The organism is Streptomyces nodosus, assembly GCF_008704995.1.
GTDB lineage: Bacteria > Actinomycetota > Actinomycetes > Streptomycetales > Streptomycetaceae > Streptomyces > Streptomyces nodosus.
The window spans coordinates 1,704,178-1,724,371 of sequence record NZ_CP023747.1 but is presented as its reverse complement, the minus strand read 5'-3'; the positions used below and the strand labels follow the sequence as shown (position 1 = coordinate 1,724,371).

General features: G+C 68.9%; 20 protein-coding genes. 18 read left to right on the top strand and 2 right to left on the bottom strand.

The genetic code is table 11. The annotated features are described in order from the left end of the window. Positions 1–16: 16 nt before the first annotated feature. Positions 17–589: a hypothetical protein gene (locus tag CP978_RS07860; RefSeq protein ID WP_043438796.1), complete on the top strand. Its 573-nt coding sequence runs from the start codon at positions 17–19 to the stop codon at positions 587–589. Between the two features lie 80 nt (positions 590–669). Here CP978_RS07860 and CP978_RS07855 read toward each other — a convergent pair whose 3' ends face one another. Next, on the bottom strand, positions 670–972 hold the full coding sequence (locus CP978_RS07855) for a ferredoxin (protein WP_043448277.1): 303 nt from the start codon (positions 970–972) through the stop codon (positions 670–672). A gap of 247 nt (positions 973–1,219) precedes the next feature. Here CP978_RS07855 and arc point away from each other — a divergent pair, with 247 nt between their 5' ends. From arc to prcA, 6 genes are all read left to right on the top strand, one after another. Further along, positions 1,220–2,986: a proteasome ATPase gene (gene arc, locus CP978_RS07845; protein WP_043438794.1), complete on the top strand. Its 1,767-nt coding sequence runs from the start codon at positions 1,220–1,222 to the stop codon at positions 2,984–2,986. A 234-nt stretch (positions 2,987–3,220) separates the two neighbouring features. Then, the gene (gene dop, locus CP978_RS07840) at positions 3,221–4,732 is read left to right on the top strand and encodes a depupylase/deamidase Dop (RefSeq protein ID WP_341275395.1); all 1,512 of its coding nucleotides are present in this window, start codon (positions 3,221–3,223) and stop codon (positions 4,730–4,732) included. A gap of 178 nt (positions 4,733–4,910) precedes the next feature. Next, complete coding sequence (locus tag CP978_RS07835) at positions 4,911–5,129, top strand: ubiquitin-like protein Pup (RefSeq protein ID WP_043438789.1); 219 nt, start codon at positions 4,911–4,913, stop codon at positions 5,127–5,129. 44 nt (positions 5,130–5,173) lie between these two features. Beyond that, entirely contained in the window at positions 5,174–5,767 is a 594-nt protein-coding gene (locus CP978_RS07830) for an endonuclease VII domain-containing protein (RefSeq protein ID WP_107070361.1), read from the top strand. Then, positions 5,719–6,564: a proteasome subunit beta gene (prcB, locus tag CP978_RS07825; RefSeq protein ID WP_043438787.1), complete on the top strand. Its 846-nt coding sequence runs from the start codon at positions 5,719–5,721 to the stop codon at positions 6,562–6,564. The genes CP978_RS07830 and prcB overlap by 49 nt, the downstream gene beginning before the upstream one ends. A 61-nt stretch (positions 6,565–6,625) precedes the next feature. Beyond that, a complete protein-coding gene (gene prcA, locus CP978_RS07820; RefSeq protein ID WP_043438785.1) occupies positions 6,626–7,387 on the top strand; it encodes a proteasome subunit alpha in 762 nt (253 codons plus the stop codon). A 133-nt stretch (positions 7,388–7,520) separates the two neighbouring features. Here the strand turns inward: prcA and CP978_RS07815 are convergent, their stop codons facing one another. Continuing rightward, positions 7,521–8,534 carry a LacI family DNA-binding transcriptional regulator gene (locus CP978_RS07815; RefSeq protein WP_043438783.1) on the bottom strand — a complete coding sequence of 338 codons (1,014 nt, stop codon included), beginning with the start codon at positions 8,532–8,534 and terminating at the stop codon, positions 7,521–7,523. 106 nt (positions 8,535–8,640) lie between these two features. Here CP978_RS07815 and CP978_RS07810 point away from each other — a divergent pair, with 106 nt between their 5' ends. The 11 genes from CP978_RS07810 to CP978_RS07760 all read left to right on the top strand — a co-directional run bounded on the left by CP978_RS07810 (position 8,641) and on the right by CP978_RS07760 (position 20,138). Then, positions 8,641–9,900, top strand: coding sequence for an MFS transporter (locus CP978_RS07810; protein ID WP_043438780.1), 1,260 nt, complete (start codon positions 8,641–8,643; stop codon positions 9,898–9,900). 9 nt (positions 9,901–9,909) lie between these two features. Further along, a complete protein-coding gene (gene pafA / locus CP978_RS07805; protein WP_043438777.1) occupies positions 9,910–11,271 on the top strand; it encodes a Pup--protein ligase in 1,362 nt (453 codons plus the stop codon). 125 nt (positions 11,272–11,396) lie between these two features. Continuing rightward, positions 11,397–12,401, top strand: coding sequence for an FKBP-type peptidyl-prolyl cis-trans isomerase (locus tag CP978_RS07800; protein WP_043448274.1), 1,005 nt, complete (start codon positions 11,397–11,399; stop codon positions 12,399–12,401). A 71-nt stretch (positions 12,402–12,472) separates the two neighbouring features. After that, positions 12,473–12,844 (top strand): FKBP-type peptidyl-prolyl cis-trans isomerase, encoded by a 372-nt coding sequence (locus CP978_RS07795; protein WP_043438775.1) that lies wholly within the window; start codon positions 12,473–12,475, stop codon positions 12,842–12,844. A gap of 201 nt (positions 12,845–13,045) precedes the next feature. Next, a complete protein-coding gene (locus CP978_RS07790) occupies positions 13,046–14,023 on the top strand; it encodes a helix-turn-helix transcriptional regulator (RefSeq protein WP_043438772.1) in 978 nt (325 codons plus the stop codon). 17 nt (positions 14,024–14,040) lie between these two features. Further along, positions 14,041–15,069, top strand: coding sequence for a helix-turn-helix transcriptional regulator (locus CP978_RS07785; protein ID WP_043438770.1), 1,029 nt, complete (start codon positions 14,041–14,043; stop codon positions 15,067–15,069). A 77-nt stretch (positions 15,070–15,146) separates the two neighbouring features. After that, entirely contained in the window at positions 15,147–15,407 is a 261-nt protein-coding gene (locus CP978_RS07780) for a CpXC domain-containing protein (protein WP_043448273.1), read from the top strand. A 10-nt stretch (positions 15,408–15,417) separates the two neighbouring features. After that, on the top strand, positions 15,418–15,630 hold the full coding sequence (locus tag CP978_RS07775; protein ID WP_043438767.1) for a hypothetical protein: 213 nt from the start codon (positions 15,418–15,420) through the stop codon (positions 15,628–15,630). 237 nt (positions 15,631–15,867) lie between these two features. Next, positions 15,868–16,152, top strand: a complete 285-nt coding sequence (tatA, locus tag CP978_RS07770) for a Sec-independent protein translocase subunit TatA (RefSeq protein ID WP_043438765.1) — start codon at positions 15,868–15,870, stop codon at positions 16,150–16,152. 49 nt (positions 16,153–16,201) lie between these two features. Next, complete coding sequence (tatC, locus tag CP978_RS07765; RefSeq protein WP_150478165.1) at positions 16,202–17,155, top strand: twin-arginine translocase subunit TatC; 954 nt, start codon at positions 16,202–16,204, stop codon at positions 17,153–17,155. Positions 17,156–17,285: 130 nt separating this feature from the next. Then, on the top strand, positions 17,286–20,138 hold the full coding sequence (locus CP978_RS07760; protein WP_043438763.1) for a DEAD/DEAH box helicase: 2,853 nt from the start codon (positions 17,286–17,288) through the stop codon (positions 20,136–20,138). Positions 20,139–20,194: the final 56 nt, after the last annotated feature.

Genomic DNA, 20,194 nt, shown 5'->3' with positions numbered 1-20,194 from the left:
AGGAGACACTTCTCACGTGCAGCAATCCGTTGTCCCGGAACTCGCTCACACCGCCCCCCGACCCATCCACTGGGTCGGCACGGCCACCGCCATCGCCGGTGTGATCGCCCTGTCCTCCCTGCTGCAGCCCGGCCCCGCCACCGCGGCCCAGCACCACACCGAGGACCGTACGGCCCCCGCCGCCACACCCCCCGACCCCGCCCGAGCCCACTTCCCCCTCGACTGCGGCCCCGACGAACCCCTCGTCGAGAAGAAAGCCACCGGAGACCTCGACGGCGACCACCGCCCCGAGACCATCGCCCTGGTCCACTGCGACGCCGGCATGGGCACCCCGCCCGACGCCCTCTACGTCCTCGCCCAGGCCGCCGGAGCCGGCGAACCCCACGTGGTCGCCACCCTCGTCGACCCCGAGGACCGCCTCACCGTCACCGACTTCGCCGTCCAGGACGGCGCCGTCACCGCCACCCTCCTCGGCTACTCCTCACCCGACGTGCCCAGTTGCTGCCCCGACACCAGAACCCCCGCCGAATGGCGATGGAACGGCCATGCGTTCATCCGCTCCACCCCCGGCGGCACCCGGACCGTATGACCCCACCCCAGTCACCGGCGCACACGCCCCGCCGCCCGGCGTGAGCGAACCGACAGAAGCCACGCGGAGTGGTCGTACCATCACTCCGCGTCCGGCCCGTACACCTCCACCCCGTCCGAAAGTCGCCGTACATGGATGCACTCACCCGGACACTCCCGCGCCGAGTCCACCACATCCGTGAGAAGCGGCAGCGGAACGGGCGTTGCCGCCCCCCTGGCCTGCAAAAGCTCCTCCTCCGGGCCCTTCACATAAGCCAGACCGTCGATGTCCAGCTCGAAAACCTCCGGCGCGTACTGGGCACAGATGCCGTCACCGGTACAGAGATCCTGATCGATCCAGACCTCCAGCTCCTCGCCGCCCACTGCGGCCTGCTGCACGGTCATCTCCCCTGCCATTTCCTGCGTAAGGGCCGCCCCGGGAATCCGGCCAGCCCTGACGGGTGTTGAACAGTCCGACCCTACCTTCGGCCGCTTCCCAATCATGTTCGGTGGGTATTCCCCTGGCGTGAGGGAGAGCGCAAGGGTGAAGATCGGACACACCTCGACAGTCTTTGTGATCTAGGGGTTTCAATCGACACCCACCCAGGTAGGGTCTGGAAGCGTCCAGCTCCCCTTGGAGGAGGTGAGGACCGTGGCAGCCCACGACGACGACATGAACCGCGGCATCCGCCCGGGGCGAGGGTCCGACGACCCTGCCGGGCAGATCGCCTACCTTGAGCAGGAGATCGCCGTCCTGCGCCGCAAGCTCGCCGACTCTCCGCGACACACGAGGATTCTCGAAGAGCGGATCGTCGAGCTGCAGACCAACCTGGCCGGCGTCTCCGCACAGAACGAACGCCTCGCCAACACACTCCGTGAAGCCCGCGACCAGATCGTGGCCCTCAAGGAAGAGGTCGACCGGCTCGCCCAGCCGCCGGCCGGCTTCGGAGTCTTCCTGCAGGCGAACGAGGACGGCACCGCCGACATCTTCACCGGCGGCCGCAAACTCCGCGTGAACGTCAGCCCCGGCGTGGAACTCGACGAGCTCCGCCGCGGCCAGGAAGTCATGCTCAACGAAGCGCTCAACGTGGTCGAGGCCATGACATTCGAGCGCGTCGGGGACATCGTCACCCTCAAGGAGATCCTCGAGGACGGCGAGCGCGCCCTGGTGCTCGGGCACACCGACGAGGAACGGGTGGTACGGCTCGCCGAGCCGCTGCTGGACGTCACCATCCGCCCCGGCGACGCCCTCCTGCTCGAACCCCGCTCCGGCTACGTCTACGAAGTCGTACCGAAGAGCGAGGTCGAAGAACTCGTCCTCGAAGAAGTCCCCGACATCGGCTACGAGCAGATCGGCGGCCTCGCCGGCCAGATCGAAGCCATCCGCGACGCGGTCGAGCTCCCCTACCTCTACCCCGACCTGTTCAAGGAGCACGAACTGCGCCCGCCCAAGGGCGTCCTGCTCTACGGACCCCCCGGGTGCGGAAAGACCCTCATCGCCAAGGCCGTGGCCAACTCACTGGCCAAAAAGGTCGCCGAAGTCACCGGCCAGGCCGCGGGCAAGAGCTTCTTCCTCAACATCAAGGGCCCCGAGCTGCTGAACAAGTACGTCGGCGAGACCGAACGGCAGATCCGCCTCGTCTTCCAGCGCGCCCGGGAGAAGGCCAGCGAGGGCACCCCCGTCATCGTCTTCTTCGACGAGATGGAATCCCTCTTCCGCACCCGCGGCTCCGGCGTCAGCTCGGACGTGGAGAACACCATCGTCCCCCAGCTGCTCGCCGAGATCGACGGCGTGGAAGGCCTCCAGAACGTGGTCGTGATCGGCGCCTCCAACCGTGAGGACATGATCGACCCGGCCATCCTGCGCCCCGGCCGCCTCGATGTGAAGATCAAGATCGAGCGCCCCGACGCCGAAGCGGCCAAGGACATCTTCGGGAAGTACCTCACCCAGAGGCTCCCCCTGCACGCCGACGACGTCAGTGAACACGGCGGGGACAAGGGATCCACCGTCCACGGCATGATCCAGACCGCCGTGGAACAGATGTACGCCGAATCCGACGAGAACCGCTTCCTCGAGGTCACCTACGCCAACGGCGACAAGGAAGTCCTCTATTTCAAGGACTTCAATTCCGGCGCCATGATCGAGAACATCGTCGGCCGCGCCAAGAAAATGGCCATCAAGGACTTCCTCGAACACAACCAGAAGGGCCTCAGGGTCTCCCACCTCCTCCAGGCATGCGTGGACGAGTTCAAGGAGAACGAGGACCTTCCCAACACCACCAACCCGGACGACTGGGCCAGGATCTCCGGAAAGAAGGGCGAACGGATCGTATACATCCGCACCCTCATCACCGGAAAGCAAGGCGCGGACACCGGACGCTCCATCGACACGGTGGCAAACACCGGTCAGTACCTGTAAAACGCGGGGCGGCTGCGGGTGCCCTCACCGGGTATCCGCAGCCGACCGCGTTTTTGGCACAGCCGGAGCACAAGCAATGACTCAAATGATCTCCCCACCAGCGCAAAGGCGTTCTAGGCTCTTTCGTACCGCCGCGTCGCGCCGTGCGGGGACGGGCACCGCACGCGCACCGGAGCACCAGCGGTACTTGAGCGCCGCCCCCGACCGAGGGCGCCGCCGGGCAAGGAGGGCCGCATGACCGTACGGCGAGTAATGGGCATCGAGACGGAGTACGGCATCTCCGTCCCCGGCCACCCCAACGCCAATGCCATGCTCACCTCATCCCAGATCGTCAACGCCTACGCGGCGGCGATGCACCGGGCCCGCCGGGCCCGCTGGGACTTCGAGGAGGAGAACCCGCTGCGGGACGCGCGAGGCTTCGACCTCGCCCGCGAGGCCGCCGACGCCAGCCAGCTCACCGACGAGGACATCGGCCTCGCCAATGTGATCCTCACCAACGGCGCACGGCTCTACGTCGACCACGCCCACCCCGAATACAGCGCCCCCGAGGTCACCAACCCGCGCGACGCGGTCCTCTGGGACAAGGCAGGCGAACGGATCATGGCCGAGGCCGCGGAACGGGCCGCCCAGCTGCCCGGCGCCCAGCCGATCCATCTCTACAAGAACAACACCGACAACAAGGGCGCCTCCTACGGCACGCACGAGAACTACCTGATGAAGCGGGAGACCCCCTTCTCGGACATCGTGCGCCACCTCACGCCCTTCTTCGTCTCCCGCCCGGTCTTCGCCGGGGCCGGCCGCGTCGGCATCGGCCAGGACGGCCATGAACACGGCTTCCAGCTCAGCCAGCGCGCCGACTACTTCGAGGTCGAGGTCGGCCTGGAGACCACACTCAAGCGGCCCATCATCAACACCCGGGACGAACCCCACGCCGACGCCGAGAAATACCGCCGGCTCCATGTGATCATCGGCGACGCCAACCTCTCGGAGATCTCGACCTATCTGAAGCTCGGCACCACGGCCCTCGTGCTGTCCATGATCGAGGACGGCTTCATCGCCGTCGACCTGGCCGTCGAACAGCCCGTGCGCACCCTCCACCAGGTCTCCCACGACCCCACCCTCAAGCGCCTCGTCACCCTCCGCAGCGGCCGCACACTCACCGCGGTCCAGCTCCAGATGGAGTACTACGAGCTGTCGCGCAAATACGTGGAGGACCGCTTCGGAGCCGACGCCGACGACCAGACCAAGGACGTCCTGACCCGCTGGGAGGACACCCTCAACCGCCTGGAGAGGGATCCCATGAGCCTGGCCGGCGAGCTGGACTGGGTCGCCAAACGGGAACTCATGGAGGGCTACCGGCGCCGCGACGACCTCGACTGGGACGCCGCCCGGCTGCACCTCGTCGATCTCCAGTACGCCGACGTACGCGCCGAGAAGGGCCTCTACAACCGTCTGGTGGCCCGCGGCCGCATGAAGCGCCTGCTGGGCGAGGACGACGTCGAGCAGGCCCGTACGAAGCCGCCGGAGGACACCCGCGCCTACTTCCGGGGCCGCTGCCTGGAACAGTACGCGGACGACGTCGCGGCCGCTTCCTGGGACTCGGTGATCTTCGACCTCCCGGGCCGGGACTCGCTCCAGCGGGTCCCCACCCTGGAGCCGCTTCGCGGCACGCGTAATCACGTCAAGGAACTCCTGGACCGCTGCCGCACGGCGGAGGACCTGGTGAGGGTGCTGTCCGGCGGCTGACCGGGCGCACGGGCCGGCCGGCCGCGGGGTGTAAAGCCCGGCGGCCGGGAATCATCGAGGTGGCCCCCGTACGTTGGAGTAACTGCGGGGCCGATGTCGGACCGGGCTTGTAGGGTCTGATCATCACCGATCGGCAGAAATGCCGACCATGTCGGGCGAACTGAGCGGGGTGAGGGTTATGGCGACCAAGGACACCGACGGCGGACAGCAGAAGGCGACGCGTTCCACCGAGGAGGTCGAGGAGCAGACGCAGGACGCGCAGGCCTCCGAGGACCTCAAGGAGCGGCACGAGAAGCTGAGCGACGACGTGGACTCCGTGCTGGACGAGATCGATGATGTCCTCGAGGAGAATGCCGAGGACTTCGTGCGCTCATTCGTTCAGAAGGGCGGGCAGTAGGCGCATTTTTCCTTCGAATTCAAGGTTCGAGGGTGGGGGTGCGAGTGGGTGGAGGGTTGGCGGTGAAGCGTTGCTCGCGGTGCAAGGAGTCCAAGCCGCGAGCAGCCTTCGCCAGCAACAAGGCGGCCCGTGACGGGTTGCAGGCCTACTGCCGGGAGTGCTGGGCGACGTACCACCAGGCCCGGCAGCTGGCGAAGGGAAAGAACGTGAGACCACGGGTGGAGACGCCCGAGGGACACAAGTTCTGTCGGAGTTGCGGCGAGGTCAAGCCGCACAGTGAATGGCATCGCAACGCCACGGCTTCCGACGGCCTCTCGACGAGCTGCAAAGTCTGCCGTGCGGCCAAGGGCAGGGCAGGGCACCTGAAACGTCAGTACGGCATGACCGAGGCCGAGCGTGACGAGATGATCGCTTCCCAGGGCGGCGTCTGCTGCGTCTGTCTGTCGGCTCCTGCCACTCAGGTGGATCACTGCCATGAGACGGGTAGGGTCCGTGGCGTACTGTGCTTCAACTGCAATTCGGCCATCGGCAAGTTGGGAGACGACCCCGGCGCTGCTCGGCGGGTGGCCGACTACCTGGAAGGAAACGTGTGGAAGCCAACACTCGTAGCACCGGGCGTCTACCAGCTGCCTTCCTGACGCCCGGGTCCTCTTCGTTCATGGATTTTCTCTCCCACCACCAGCCCCAGCTGTTGCCCGGCAACCGGCAGCTGCCTCCGACGCAGGGCGTGATCGAGGCCCCGCACGGCACCACGATCGTGGCCACGACGTTCCCGGGGGGCGTCGTGCTCGCGGGTGACCGGCGGGCCACGATGGGCAATGTGATCGCGCAGCGGGACATCGAAAAGGTGTTCCCGGCGGACGAGTACTCGGCGGTGGGCATCGCCGGTACCGCCGGTCTGGCCGTGGAGATGGTGAAGCTGTTCCAGCTGGAGCTGGAGCACTTCGAGAAGGTCGAGGGGGCGCAGCTGTCCCTGGAGGGCAAGGCGAACCGTCTGTCCACCATGATCCGTTCCAACCTCGGCATGGCCATGCAGGGTCTGGCGGTGGTGCCGCTCTTCGCCGGTTATGACGTGGACCGTGACCGGGGCCGTATCTTCTCCTACGACGTCACGGGCGGCCGTTCCGAGGAGCACGGTTTCGCGGCCACGGGCTCCGGTTCGATCTTCGCGCGTGGCGCCATGAAGAAGCTCTTCCGGGAGGATCTGACCGAGGAGCAGGCGACGACCCTGGTGGTGCAGGCCCTGTACGACGCGGCAGACGACGACTCGGCGACCGGTGGTCCCGATGTCGCCCGCCGGATCTATCCGATCGTCACCGTGATCAATGAGGACGGTTTCCGCCGGCTGACCGAGGACGAGGCGGCCGGTGTCGCCCGTTCGGTGCTGGAGCGGCGTCTGGAGCAGCCCGACGGTCCGAGGGCCGCTCTGCTCTGAGGCCGGGTGCGGTTCTTTCCAAGGTGATCCAGTGACTTCGACAGAAAGGGATGGGTAACCGGTGTCGACGCCGTTCTATGTCTCCCCCCAGCAGGCCATGGCCGACCGGGCGGAGTACGCCCGTAAGGGCATCGCGCGCGGCCGCAGTCTGGTCGTGATGCAGTATGCCGACGGCATCGTGTTCGTCGGTGAGAACCCGTCCCGTGCGTTGCACAAGTTCAGCGAGATCTATGACCGGATCGGTTTTGCGGCGGCCGGTAAGTACAACGAGTACGAGAATCTCCGGATCGGTGGTGTGCGCTACGCGGATCTGCGGGGTTACACCTATGACCGTGATGATGTGACGGCTCGGGGTCTGGCGAACGTGTATGCGCAGACGCTGGGCACGATCTTCTCGAGTGCGGCGGAGAAGCCGTACGAGGTGGAGCTGGTGGTCGCCGAGGTGGGGGTGACCCCTGACGGCGATCAGATCTACCGTCTGCCGCATGACGGATCGATCGTGGACGAGCACGGTTCGGTGGCGGTCGGTGGTAATGCCGAGCAGATCAGCGGTTTCCTGGATCAGCGTCATCGTGACGGGATGAGTCTGGCGGAGGCGCTGAAGTTGGCGGTGCAGGCGCTGTCCCGTGACACCAACGGCAGTGAGCGGGAGATTCCGGCGGAGCGCCTCGAGGTGGCGGTGCTGGACCGTACGCGTCCGCAGAAGCGGAAGTTCAAGCGGATCGTGGGGCGTCAGTTGTCCCGTCTGCTGGCGGCGGACGGTGCGGTGACGGCTGCGGAGGCGGAGGACGAGGAGGGCGAGGGGTCCGAGGACAAGGAGTGACCGTTCGTCCGGCCGTTCGTGCCGTGGGGCGAGGCGCGCGTCGCCTTGTCCCGGTGTCGTCCGGTCCGCAGTGCTGTTGTGCTGGGTGCGCCCCGACCGCTTGTGGTCGGGGCGCGCTGTGTTGTGCGGGTGTTCAGGTGCCGGGGGGTGCCGTGGAGCCTCGTACGACGAGTTCCACGGGGATGTCGCCCTGTTCGGGTGTCCGGCCTTCCAGGACGGCGAGGAGGGCGTGCATGCCGCGTTCGCCGAAGAGTTCCGCGTCGAGGCGGACGGTGGTGAGTTCGGGGTCGAGGGCGGTGGCGAGGGCGAGGTCGTCGAGGCCGGTGATGGAGAGGTCCTCGGGGATGCGGAGTCCGAGGCGTCGGGCGGCTTTGTAGGCGCCGGCGGCGAGTTTGTCGTCGTCGCAGATCACGGCGGTGGGGCGGGGTCCTGGGGCGCGGAGGGCGGTTTCGGTGGCGGTGCGGGCGTCGTCGATGGAGATGGGGGCGTGGGCGGTGCTCAGGGTGGTGTCGGGGAGGGCGCCGATGTGGGTGGCGAGTTCCTGGGCGCGGACCCGGAAGGTCCAGGAGGGGATGTCGGCGGCGAGGTGGAGGAGGTGGCGGTGGCCGAGGGCGAGCAGGTGGTGGGCGACCTGTCGGGCGCCGTCGGCGATGTCGAGGTTGACGGTGGCGGCGCCGAGGCTGCCGTGGGGGTCGCTGTCGAGCATGACGAGGGGGAGTTGGTCGCCGCGGATGGCGGTGAGGGCGTCGGCGGCCATGGAGGAGGCGATGACGCCGTCGAGGGCGGCCCGGGCGGAGTGGAAGGGGTCCTTGGCGGGGCCGACGCCTTCGGGGGAGGGGTAGAGGACGACGCCGAAGCCGTGGGCGGCGGCGATGCGGGCGGCGCCGGTGTAGACGCCGGCGAAGAATTCGGTGGTGAGGGCGGGGACGACGAGGAGGACGGTGCGGGTGCGTCCCAGGCGTAGGTTGCGTGCGGCGAGGTTGGGGCGGTAGCCGAGTTCCTGTGCGGCCCGGCGGACGCGTTCGGCGGTGGTGGGGGAGACGCGGCCGCGCCATTTGTCGCCGAGGACCAGGGAGACGGCGGCCTGGGAGACGCCGGCGGTGCGGGCGACGTCGCGGCTGGTGGGTCGCGTGCTGCCTGGTGCCACGGTCGCCTGCTCCTTCGTCTGGACTCGCGGTCAGCGCACATGGTACGTATGACCCCGGACGTTATACGTAAAACCCCGGTGGTCGGGGTCATGGAAAAGGTGGGGCATGGCCGCGGGATACGTGGAGATCCTCAGGACGAGACATGCCGCGCGCCTGCTCGCCGGGACGCTGGTGGGGCGGCTGCCGAACGCCACGGCGGCGATCGCCGTGGTGCTGTTCGTACGGGCGGAGGGCGGCTCCTACAGCCTGGCCGGTGTGCTGGCCGCGGTGTACGGGGTGGCCAATGCGGTGGGTCAGCCGCTGCTGGGCCGGCTGGTGGATCTCTACGGTCAGCCGAGGGTCCAGTTGCCTGCGGCGCTGGTGTCAGCGTTGGCCATGACGGTGTTCGCGCTGACGGGCGTGGAGGTGTTCGCCGGGGCCTGTGCCGCCGTGGTGGTGGCGGGGCTGTTCACGCCGCCGCTGGAGGGCGGTCTGCGGGCCCTGTGGCCCTCGGTGCTGCGCCGGGAGGAGCAGGTGCAGACGGCGTATGCGATGGACGCGGTGGCGCAGGAGGTGATGTTCACCCTGGGCCCGCTGCTGGTGACGTTGTGCGTGTCGCTGTGGTCGGCCGGGGCCGCGCTGGTCGTGGTCAATGTCCTCGGTGTGCTGGGCGCGCTGTCCGTGGTCGTCTCGCCGCCGTCGCGGGCGTGGCGTTCGGCGCCGCGGGAGGCGCACTGGCTGGGTGCGCTGCGTTCGCCGGGGCTGCTGGCGTTGCTGGGGGCGTTTCTGTTCGTGGGGGTGGCGCTGGGCTCGATCACGGTCGCGGCGGTGTCGTATGCGGACGGCCATGGCGGTGACGCGGTGTACGGCCGGCTGATGGCGGCGCTGGGTCTGGGGGCGCTGGTCGGTGGGTCGGTGTACGGGGCGCGGCGGTGGCCGGGCGCGCCGGAGCGGCGACTGCGGATGCTGGTGGGGTTTCTGGCGGTGTGTTATGTGCCGTTGACGCTGGTGCCGGGTGCGGTGGCCATGACGGTGCTGACGGGGGTCGCGGGGGTGTTTCTGGCGCCGTGTATCGCGGTCGCGTTCGTGCTGGTGGACCGGCATGCGCCGGGCGGTACGGTCACGGAGGCGTTCTCCTGGCTGGTGACGACGTTCACGGTGGGGGCGTCGGTGGGTACGGGGCTTGCGGGTCCGGTGGTCCAGGCGGGCGGTGCCCGGTGGGGTTTCGGTGTGCCGGGTGCCGCGGCGGTGGTGTCTTTGCTGGTGTTGCTGGCGACGGGACGGGTCCTGGCGGCTCCTGTGGGGCGCGGGCGGGTGGCCGTGTCGTCGGAAAATGATCCGAACCGGGCTGTCGAACCCCGTTTCAGCTCGGGGGATCGGGCGTAATGTTCAGTCATGGACCGCCGCATTTTCGGGCTGGAGAACGAGTACGGCGTCACGTGCACGTTCAGGGGACAGCGCCGTCTGTCGCCTGACGAGGTGGCGCGGTACCTCTTCCGCCGTGTCGTGTCATGGGGCCGCAGCAGCAATGTCTTTCTGCGGAACGGTGCTCGTCTGTATCTCGACGTGGGCTCACATCCGGAATATGCAACACCCGAGTGTGACAATGTGATCGAACTGGTCACCCACGACAAGGCCGGCGAGCGTATTCTCGAGGGTCTCCTCGTCGATGCCGAGCGCCGTCTGCATGAGGAGGGGATCGCGGGTGATGTCTATCTGTTCAAGAACAACACCGATTCGGCGGGAAATTCCTACGGCTGCCACGAGAACTATCTGGTGGCGCGGCACGGGGAGTTCTCCCGGCTCGCGGACATCCTGATCCCGTTCCTGGTGACCCGGCAGCTGCTGTGCGGTGCCGGCAAGGTGCTGCAGACCCCGCGTGGTGCGGTGTACTGCGTGAGTCAGCGTGCCGAGCACATCTGGGAGGGTGTCAGCTCGGCGACGACGCGGTCCCGGCCGATCATCAACACCAGGGACGAGCCGCACGCGGACGCCGAGCGGTACCGCCGGCTGCATGTCATCGTCGGCGATTCGAACATGTCCGAGACCACGATGCTGCTCAAGGTCGGGGCCACGGATCTGGTGCTGCGCATGATCGAGGCGGGCACGGTGATGCGTGATCTGACCCTGGAGAACCCGATCCGGGCGATCCGTGAGGTCAGCCATGACATCACGGGCCGGCGCCGGGTGCGTCTGGCGAGCGGTCGTGAGGCCTCCGCTCTGGAGGTGCAGCGGGAGTACTACGAGAAGGCCGTGGACTTCTGCGAGCGCCGTGGGATCCGTACGGGCACCGTGGAGCGGGTCCTGGAGCTGTGGGGCCGCACGCTGGACGCGATCGAGGCGGAGGATCTGGACCGGATCGGCACCGAGATCGACTGGGTGATGAAGTACCAGCTCATCGAGCGGTACCGGGCCAAGCACAACATGACGATGTCGCATCCGCGGGTCGCGCAGATAGATCTCGCGTACCACGACATCCATCGTCGTCGTGGTCTCTACTACCTGCTGGAGAAGAAGGGGCAAGCCACCCGGGTCTGTGACGACTTGAAGATTTTCGAGGGCAAGTCGGTTCCGCCGCAGACCACTCGGGCCCGGTTGCGGGGTGATTTCATCCGGCGGGCGCAGGAGCAGCGCCGTGATTTCACGGTCGACTGGGTGCATCTGAAGCTGAACGACCAGGCGCAGCGCACGGTGTTGTGCAAGGACCCGTTCCGATCGGTCGATGACCGGGTGGAGAAGCTGATCGCCGGAATGTGAGCAGGTGTTCCCGTTCTGTGCGGGAGCGCAACGCGGGCGCCGTACGTTTCCGTACGGCGCCCTCCTCACGCCGTAGAGTTGCGCGCACGCCATCAGTGAAGATCGACCGATACGAGGCCCCCACCGTGCGCCGACGCTCCCTTCTCTTTGCCGCTCTGCCCGCCGGGCTGGTCACGATCGCCGGATGCGGCGACGGCGGGTCCAGCTCGGGCGGGGCCACCAAGACTCCTTCCCCGCCCGCCTCGGCTCCCTCCGCCGCTCCGTCGCCGAAGATCGTGGAGGGGCCGTTGCCGGCCATCACCGCGGGCACCAAGTTCGGTGAGAAGCCGACCGTGGCCAAGGGCTCGGGTACTCCGTCGAAGGACCTGGCGGTCAAGACGGTGATCGCGGGCGGTGGCCGCACGGTGGCGGAGAACGACTTCGTGCAGGCGCACTATCTGGGTCAGGTCTGGGGCACGGGGAAGGTGTTCGACAATTCCTACGACCGGAAGACGCCGCTGCTGATCCAGCTGTCCCAGGGCAGCATCATCGACGGCTGGCGGTATGCCCTGCCGGGGAAGAAGGTGGGCAGCCGGCTGTTGATGGCGGTGCCTCCGACCTGGGGTTACGGCCCGCAGGGCAACTCGCGGGCGGGTATCAAGGGCACCGACACGCTGGTGTTCGTGGTGGATGTCGAGAACACGTTCAACGCGAAGAGTTCCGCCGAGGGCAAGGCGGTCGCGCAGAACGACGCGGCGCTGCCGAAGGTGGGCACCGAGACCGGTGCGAAGGCTCCGTCGATCGATGTGCCGCACGGCAAGCCTCCGGCGGGTCTGGTGGCGAACTATGTGATCGAGGGCAACGGTCCGAAGGTCGCGGCGGACAACACGGTGCTGGTGCAGTACAAGGGTGTGCTGTGGGACACCGGCAAGGAGTTCGACTCCACCTATGGCCGGGGTCAGCTCGCCTCGTTCTCCTTGCAGCAGGTCGTCAAGGGCTGGGCGCAGGGGCTGACGGGCAAGAAGGTGGGCAGCCGGGTGCTGGTCGTGGTGCCGCCGAAGCTGGGGTACGGCGACAACCCGCCCGCGGGCAGCATCATCAAGAAGGACTCCACACTGGTCTTCTCGGTGGACATCCTGGCGAAGATGTGAGGCCGTGCGGATATGGGAGAGTGTTCTGAGTTGTCGCACAGGCATCGACAGGAACAGCAGGAGCTTTTGACGTGAGCATCGAGAAGCCGGAGATCGACTTCCCGGGCGGCGAGCCGCCGGCCGACCTTGAGATCAAGGACATCTGGGAGGGGGACGGCCCGGAGGCCAAGGCGGGCGACGTGGTGTCCGTCCACTATGTGGGGGTGGCCTTCTCCACGGGTGAGGAGTTCGACGCCTCCTGGAACCGTGGCACGCCGCTGCGGTTCCCGCTGGGCGCGGGCCAGGTCATCCAGGGCTGGGACCAGGGTGTGCAGGGCATGAAGGTCGGTGGCCGCCGCCAGCTGACCATTCCGCCGCACCTCGCCTACGGCGACCGTGGCGCGGGCGGCCGGATCAAGCCCGGCGAGACGCTGATCTTCGTCTGCGACCTGGTCGCGGTCTGATCGTCTCCCGGTGGCGGGTCCGGTTCCGGGGTGACCCGGGACCGTCCGAGGGCGGTGTCGTCCGAGGGTGACCAGGGATCCGATCGGAAACGATCGGCCGGGGCCCATGCCTGTGCGGGCATGGGCCCTCCGCTTTTGTCCCGGCTGCCGTGAGGGGTACGGTCGTCGATCGTAAGCACCATGGGGAGGCGAAGGGCGTCGATGGCCATTGCCAAGGCCGAGCGGCTGATGAATCTGGCGCTGTGTCTGCTCGGGACGCGGCGGCCGCTCAGCAAGCGTGAGCTGCGCGAGTCCATCGAGGCGTACCGGGAGGCCTTCGGGTCGGACCGGGGCGCGGCGGGCGCCGATGACTCCTTCAACCGTATGTTCGAGCGCGACAAGGACGATCTGCGCGAGCTGGGTCTGGTCATCGAGACCGTGGAGAACATGGACGGCGAGATCGGCTATCTCGCCCGCCGTGACAGCAACCGTCTTCCGCCGATCACCCTGGACGCCGAGGAGGCCGCCGCGCTGGGTCTGGCGGCCAAGGTGTGGCAGCAGGCCCGGCTCGCCGGTGCCGCGAGCGGTGCCCTGCAGAAGCTGCGGGCCGCCGGGCTGCCCGAGGACGTGGACCCGTACGGGGCCCATGGCGCCCTGGAGCCGCGCATTCCGGTCCATGAGGCGGCCTTCGAGCCGCTGATGCTGGCCTGCCGTGACCGCCGTCCCGTGGTGTTCGACTACCGCAAGGCCAATGCGGCGCATCCCGGGCCGCGTCATGTGGAGCCCTGGGCGCTGGAGTGCTGGCGCGGCCACTGGTATCTGGCGGGCTGGGACCGTGACCGAAAGGCCGAGCGGGTCTTCCGGCTGTCCCGGATCACCGGCAAGGTGCGCGGCCGTGGCGGCGGCTTCACCGCCGAGGTGCCCGATGTGGTCACCGTCCGTGAGACCGTGGCGAGCTGGGCGGGGGAGAGCGCCGACCGTTCGGCGCGGATCCGGTTGCGTACGGGCGCGGGGTACCCCCTTCGGGCGAAGGCCACCGCGGTGCGGGAACTCGGTGGCGGGTGGGACGAGTTGGAGATTCCGTACGGGCGGGGCCTCGACGCCTGGCTGGTCGAGTTCGGGCCCGATGTCGTGGTCCTGGAGCCGGCGGAGCTGCGGGCCGATGTGGTGGACCGGCTGCGTGCCGTGGCCAAGGGCTGAGGGGGAGGGGCACGACAGTGGCAGGCAAGGCGGTCAGGCCGGCGAACGCCATCGACCAGACCCGGCGGATGCTCTCCCTGGTGACCTATCTGCGGGAGCGGCCCGGTGCCCGGATCGAGGACGTCGCCCGGGCCTTCGGGATCACCGAGGACGAACTGGTCTCGGACCTCGATGTGCTGCCCATGTGCGGCACCAGTTTCCGCGGCGGCGATCTGCTGGACATCGACACCGACGGTGAGCGCATCTGGTGGCACAATCCGGCCGCCCTCGGTGCGGAGGCGGCCGAGCCGCTGCGGCTCGCCGCGGACGAGGCGACGGCGCTGCTGGTGGCCGCGCGGGCGGTGGCCACCCTGCCGGGTCTGCGGGAGAGCGACCGGCAGGCGCTGCTGCGGGCCACCGCCAAGGTGGAGACCGCGGCCGGGGAGGCCGCGGGTGCCAGCTCCCGGCTCTCGGTGACCTTCGAGTCCGAGGGCGGGGTCTTCGCGGATGTCGACCGGGCCATCTCCGAGCGCCGCCGGCTGTGGATCCGCTACTACTCGCCGGCCCGTGACGAGGTCACCGAGCGCGAGATCGACCCGATCCGGCTGGTGAGCGTGGGCCACACCTATGTGGAGGCCTGGTGCCGCCGCTCCGAGGCGCGCCGCACCTTCCGGCTGGACCGGGTCGCCGAGATCCGGATCCTGGACGAGGCGTCGGCGCCGCCCGAGGTCGAGCTGCGGGACCTGTCCGAGGCGCTGGTGCAGCCGGCCGCGGAGGACCCGGAGGTGGTCGTGGAGGTCGCTCCCGGGGGCCGCTGGGTCGCCGAGTACTACCCGCACGACAGTGCGATTGAGTTGCCGGACGGTGGGCTGCGTATCACCTTGCGGACCCCTGATCCGGCGTCGCTGCGACGGCTGGCGCTGCGACTGGGGGGCGACGGCCGGATCGTGTCGCCGAGTGACCTGGCGGACAGCGCCCGCCGGGCGGCTGCCGAGGCGCTCGCGGCGTACGACGCTCCGGACGGGGTTCTGGACGGGCTGTACGACAGGACGGAGCAAGGGTTGTGAGCACGTCGGTGTTGCCCGGTGCGGTGGAGCGGCCGGATGTCCCGGCCGGTGCGCCGCAGACGCCCGGGGCCGGGGAGATGTCGGTGCGGACCGCGTTCGCCGGCATGAGACGGGTGGCCGATGTGGTGTTCAGGGCGGGCTGCCCGGACTGCAGGGCCCGCTTCGAGCTGGGCGCGCCGGCGCTGCGGCTGGCCATCGGCGCCTCCAGCAGGACGACGTTCTACTCCTTCACCTGCCCCGAGTGCGGTGCGGCCGTGCGCAAGCCGGCGGGGGAGCGCATCGTCGAGCTGCTGACCGGGGGCGGGGTGCGGACCCTGCGCCTGCACTCGACCCTCTAGGCTCGGCGTCATGCTGTGGCCGATGCTTGCGATCGCCCTGGGGTTTGTGGGGATCGCCGTTCTGGGGGTGTGCGCGGTGCGGGTCTTCGTGGAGGCGGAGCGTCTGGGGCGGCAGGTCTCCGAGTCCACCCGCCGTATCAGCCGTGCCGCGGAGGACCTGGAGCGGGCGGCCACGAGCGCGGCGGGCGCGGTGGGTGCCTCGGCCGCGGCGGACCGGATATGACCGGGGAGGCCGCGGGGGCGCGTGCGGCGTTGCGGTGACCTGTCTCCCCGGCACCATGGACGGGTACCCTCTGATCGCGGCCCGGAGAACGAGGCGCGGACCGCAGAGCGGGAGTACGTACAGGGATTGCCGCGTGTTCACCCCTGAGCGTTACGATCGCTGAACGGCGGTCGGGCACGTGTCCGACTGATCGGGCAGCACCCCCACCCATGCCGCCTCGGTGAGAAGGTAAAGCTTATGTTCGGAAGGCTCGGAGCCCCCGAGATCATTCTCATTCTCGTCGTCGTCGTGCTGTTGTTCGGTGCGAAGAAGCTTCCGGACATGGCGCGCTCGCTGGGCAAGTCCGCCCGCATCCTCAAGAGCGAGGCGAAGGCGATGAAGGAGGACGGAGGCAGTGCGGCCTCCGCCCAGGCGTCCGGCGCCGACGAGCAGGCCGCCGCGCAGCGCACCATCCAGGCCGCTCCCGGCGATGTCGCCAGCTCCCGCCCGGTGAGCGAGCCGACGGACACCACCAAGCGCTGACGCACGGCCGGAGCGCTCCGGCCTGCCGTACGAGATGTGAGGACGTGGGTTGCTCAAGCCTGCCCGCAACAAGGAGAAGGACCCCGAGGGGCGGATGCCGCTCGCGGAGCACCTGCGAGAGCTTCGCAACCGGCTGGCGAAGGCCGTCCTGGCCATTGTGCTCGGCGCGATCGTGGCCGCCTTCTACTACCGGGACATCATCAATCTCCTCACCCACCCGGTTCAACAGTCGGTGGGGTGCTCCAAATCCTTCATGGAGCTGGCCGGTCAGAACGAGGGTGCCTGCGGCAACATCACCGTCGAGGGTCTGCTGGGCCCCTTCACCCTGATGATCAAGGTGGCGTTGACCGCCGGTGTGGTCATCGCCAGTCCTGTGTGGCTGTACCAGCTCTGGGCGTTCATCGCGCCGGGCCTGCACAAGCACGAGAAGCGCTACTCGATGGCGTTCGTCGCGGCCGGTTTCCCCCTGTTCCTGGCGGGTGCCTGGTTCTCGTACCACGTACTTCCCGCGGCGGCCAGTGTCCTGATCGACTTCACTCCCGAGGGCGCGGTCAACCTGCTGCCCCTGGACGATCTGCTGAACCTGGTCACCCGCATGGTGATCGTCTTCGGTCTCTCCTTCGAGCTGCCGCTGCTGCTGGTGATGCTGAACCTCACGGGCATGGTCAGCGGGCGCCGGATGCTCGGCTGGTGGCGGGGCATGATCCTGGGCGTCACCATCTTCGCCGCGTTCGCCACTCCCACCGTCGACCCGATCTCGATGCTCTCGCTGGCGGCGCCGATCGTGCTGCTGTACTTCCTCGCCACGGGCTTCGCGCTGATGAACGACAAGCGACGGCGGCAGCGGGCGGCCGAGGGCCCCGGTGACGACGAGGCGTCCGTGCTGGACCTCACGCCCGAGGACGTCGGCGAGGCCGAGCCGGTGCCGGCGCCGTCCGCCCCGACGGAGCAGAGCGACAGCGCGTCCCGCGACCGGGTCAACGGGTACGACGACGTGACCTGATCCCGGACACCCGGTCCCGGACACCCCCGGGACGCCGGTACACGGCCGTGGGCCCCCCGATCCGTCGGTGGGGCCCACCGGTGCGAAGGGGCCCAGGAAGGCGCCGGGGGCGGCGGAGACGATCCGGATAATGATCGTCCTGTTGTCGGTGGGGCCCGGTACGCTCGAAAGCACGATGACAGAGGATCTCTCACCGGCCGAGCGGTACGCGGCAGCGCGCAGGCGAGCCGCCGAGCAGGCCACCGCTCTCGCGGAATTCCGCGAGATGTACGACTTCGGCCTCGACCCCTTCCAGATCGAGGCCTGCCAGGCACTCGAAGCGGGCAAGGGTGTGCTGGTGGCCGCGCCCACCGGCTCCGGCAAGACGATCGTCGGCGAGTTCGCCGTCCACCTCGCCCTGAGGCAGGGCAAGAAGTGCTTCTACACGACGCCCATCAAGGCCCTGTCGAACCAGAAGTACGCCGATCTGTGCCGCCGCTACGGCCCCGACAGGGTCGGCCTGCTCACCGGTGACAACAGCGTCAACTCGGACGCACCCGTCGTGGTGATGACCACCGAGGTCCTGCGGAACATGCTGTACGCGGGCTCTCAGACCCTGCTGGGCCTCGGTCATGTCGTCATGGACGAGGTGCACTACCTCTCCGACCGCTTCCGCGGCGCGGTCTGGGAGGAAGTGATCATCCATCTGCCCGAGTCGGTGACGCTGGTCTCGCTGTCGGCGACCGTGTCGAACGCGGAGGAGTTCGGCGACTGGCTGGACACCGTCCGCGGTGACACCGAGGTGATCGTCTCCGAGCACCGGCCCGTGCCGCTGTTCCAGCACGTACTGGCCGGGCGCCGCATGTACGACCTGTTCGAGGAGGGGGAGGGCAGCAAGAAGGCCGTCAACCCCGATCTCACGCGGCTGGCCCGGATGGAGGCCAGCCGCCCGTCGTACCAGGACCGCAGGCGCGGCCGTGCGATGCGCGAGGCCGACCGGGAGCGGGAGCGCCGGCAGCGCTCCCGGGTGTGGACGCCGGGCCGCCCGGAGGTCATAGAACGGCTCGACGCCGAGGGCCTGCTGCCAGCGATCACCTTCATCTTCAGCCGCGCCGCCTGCGAGGCCGCCGTCCAGCAGTGTCTGTACGCGGGGCTGCGGCTCAACGACGAGGAGGCACGGGACCGGGTGCGCGCCCTCGTCGAGGAGCGCACCTCCTCCATCCCGCCCGAGGATCTGCATGTCCTCGGCTACTACGAGTGGCTGGAGGGCCTGGAGCGCGGTATCGCCGCCCACCACGCGGGCATGCTGCCGACGTTCAAGGAGGTCGTCGAGGAACTCTTCGTCCGCGGCCTGGTGAAGGCCGTGTTCGCGACCGAGACCCTCGCCCTGGGCATCAACATGCCCGCCCGCTCGGTGGTGCTGGAGAAGCTCGTCAAGTGGAACGGCGAGCAGCACGCCGACATCACCCCCGGCGAGTACACCCAGCTGACCGGCCGGGCCGGCCGCCGCGGCATCGACGTCGAGGGTCATGCGGTCGTGCTGTGGCAGCGCGGCATGAGCCCCGAGCATCTGGCCGGACTCGCGGGCACCCGCACCTATCCGCTGCGCTCCAGCTTCAAGCCGTCGTACAACATGGCGGTGAACCTGGTCGACCAGTTCGGCCGGCACCGCTCCCGTGAACTGCTCGAGACGTCCTTCGCGCAGTTCCAGGCCGACAAGTCGGTCGTCGGCATCTCCCGCCAGGTCCAGCGCAACGAGGAGGGCCTGTCCGGCTATCGGGACGCCATGACCTGCCATCTGGGCGACTTCACCGAGTACGCCCGGCTGCGCCGCGAACTCAAGGACCGCGAGACCGAGTTGGCCCGGCACGGCGCCGCGCAGCGCCGCGCCGAGGCGGCCGTCGCCCTGGAGCGGCTGAAGCCCGGTGACGTCATCTATGTGCCCACCGGCAAGTACGCCGGGCTGGCCCTGGTGCTGGACCCCGGTCTGCCGGCCGGCCGGTCCAACGGCCACCGTGACTTCGAGCATCACGACGGCCCCCGGCCCCTGGTGCTGACCGCCGAGCGGCAGGTCAAGCGGCTGGCCTCCATCGACTTCCCGGTGCCCGTGGAGCCGCTGGAGCGGATGCGCATCCCCAAGTCGTTCAACCCGCGCTCCCCGCAGTCCCGGCGCGACCTCGCCTCCGCCCTGCGCACCAAGGCCGGGCACATCCCGCCCGAGCGGCACCGCAAGAAGCGGTCCCAGGCAGCCGACGACCGTGAGATCGCCCGGCTGCGCGCTGCCCTGCGCGCCCACCCGTGCCACGGGTGCAACGACCGGGAGGACCACGCCCGCTGGGCCGAGCGCCACCACCGGCTGCTGAGGGACACCTCGCAGCTGGAGCGCCGTATCGAGGGCCGTACCAACACCATCGCCCGCACCTTCGACCGGATCGTCGCGCTGCTGACCGAGCTGGACTATCTGCGCGGCGACGCGGTGACGGAGCACGGAAAGCGCCTGGCCCGGCTCTACGGCGAACTGGACCTGCTGGCCAGCGAATGTCTGCGCGAGGGCGTCTGGGAAGGGCTCGACCCTGCCGAACTGGCCGCGTGCGTCTCGGCGTTGGTGTACGAGGCCCGGGCGGGTGACGATGCGATGGCGCCCAAGCTGCCCTCCGGCAGGGCCAAGGCCGCGCTCGGTGAGATGGTGCGCATCTGGGGCCGCCTGGACGGTCTTGAGGAGGAGTTCCGGATCACCCAGAGCGAGGGGGTCGGCCAGCGCGAACCGGATCTGGGCTTCGCCTGGGCCGCGTACATGTGGGCGAGCGGCAAGGGACTCGACGAGGTGCTGCGCGAGGCGGAGATGCCGGCCGGTGACTTCGTCCGCTGGTGCAAGCAGGTCATCGATGTCCTCGGCCAGATCGGGGCCGCCTCGCCCGCCGAGGGCTCCACGGTCCCGAAGAACGCCCGCAAGGCGGTCGACGCGCTGTTGCGCGGGGTGGTGGCCTACTCCTCGGTGGGGTGAGCCCGTCGTCGTCGGCGGGGCCGCCTGTTGTGGCCCGCCGGACCGTACGATCACTC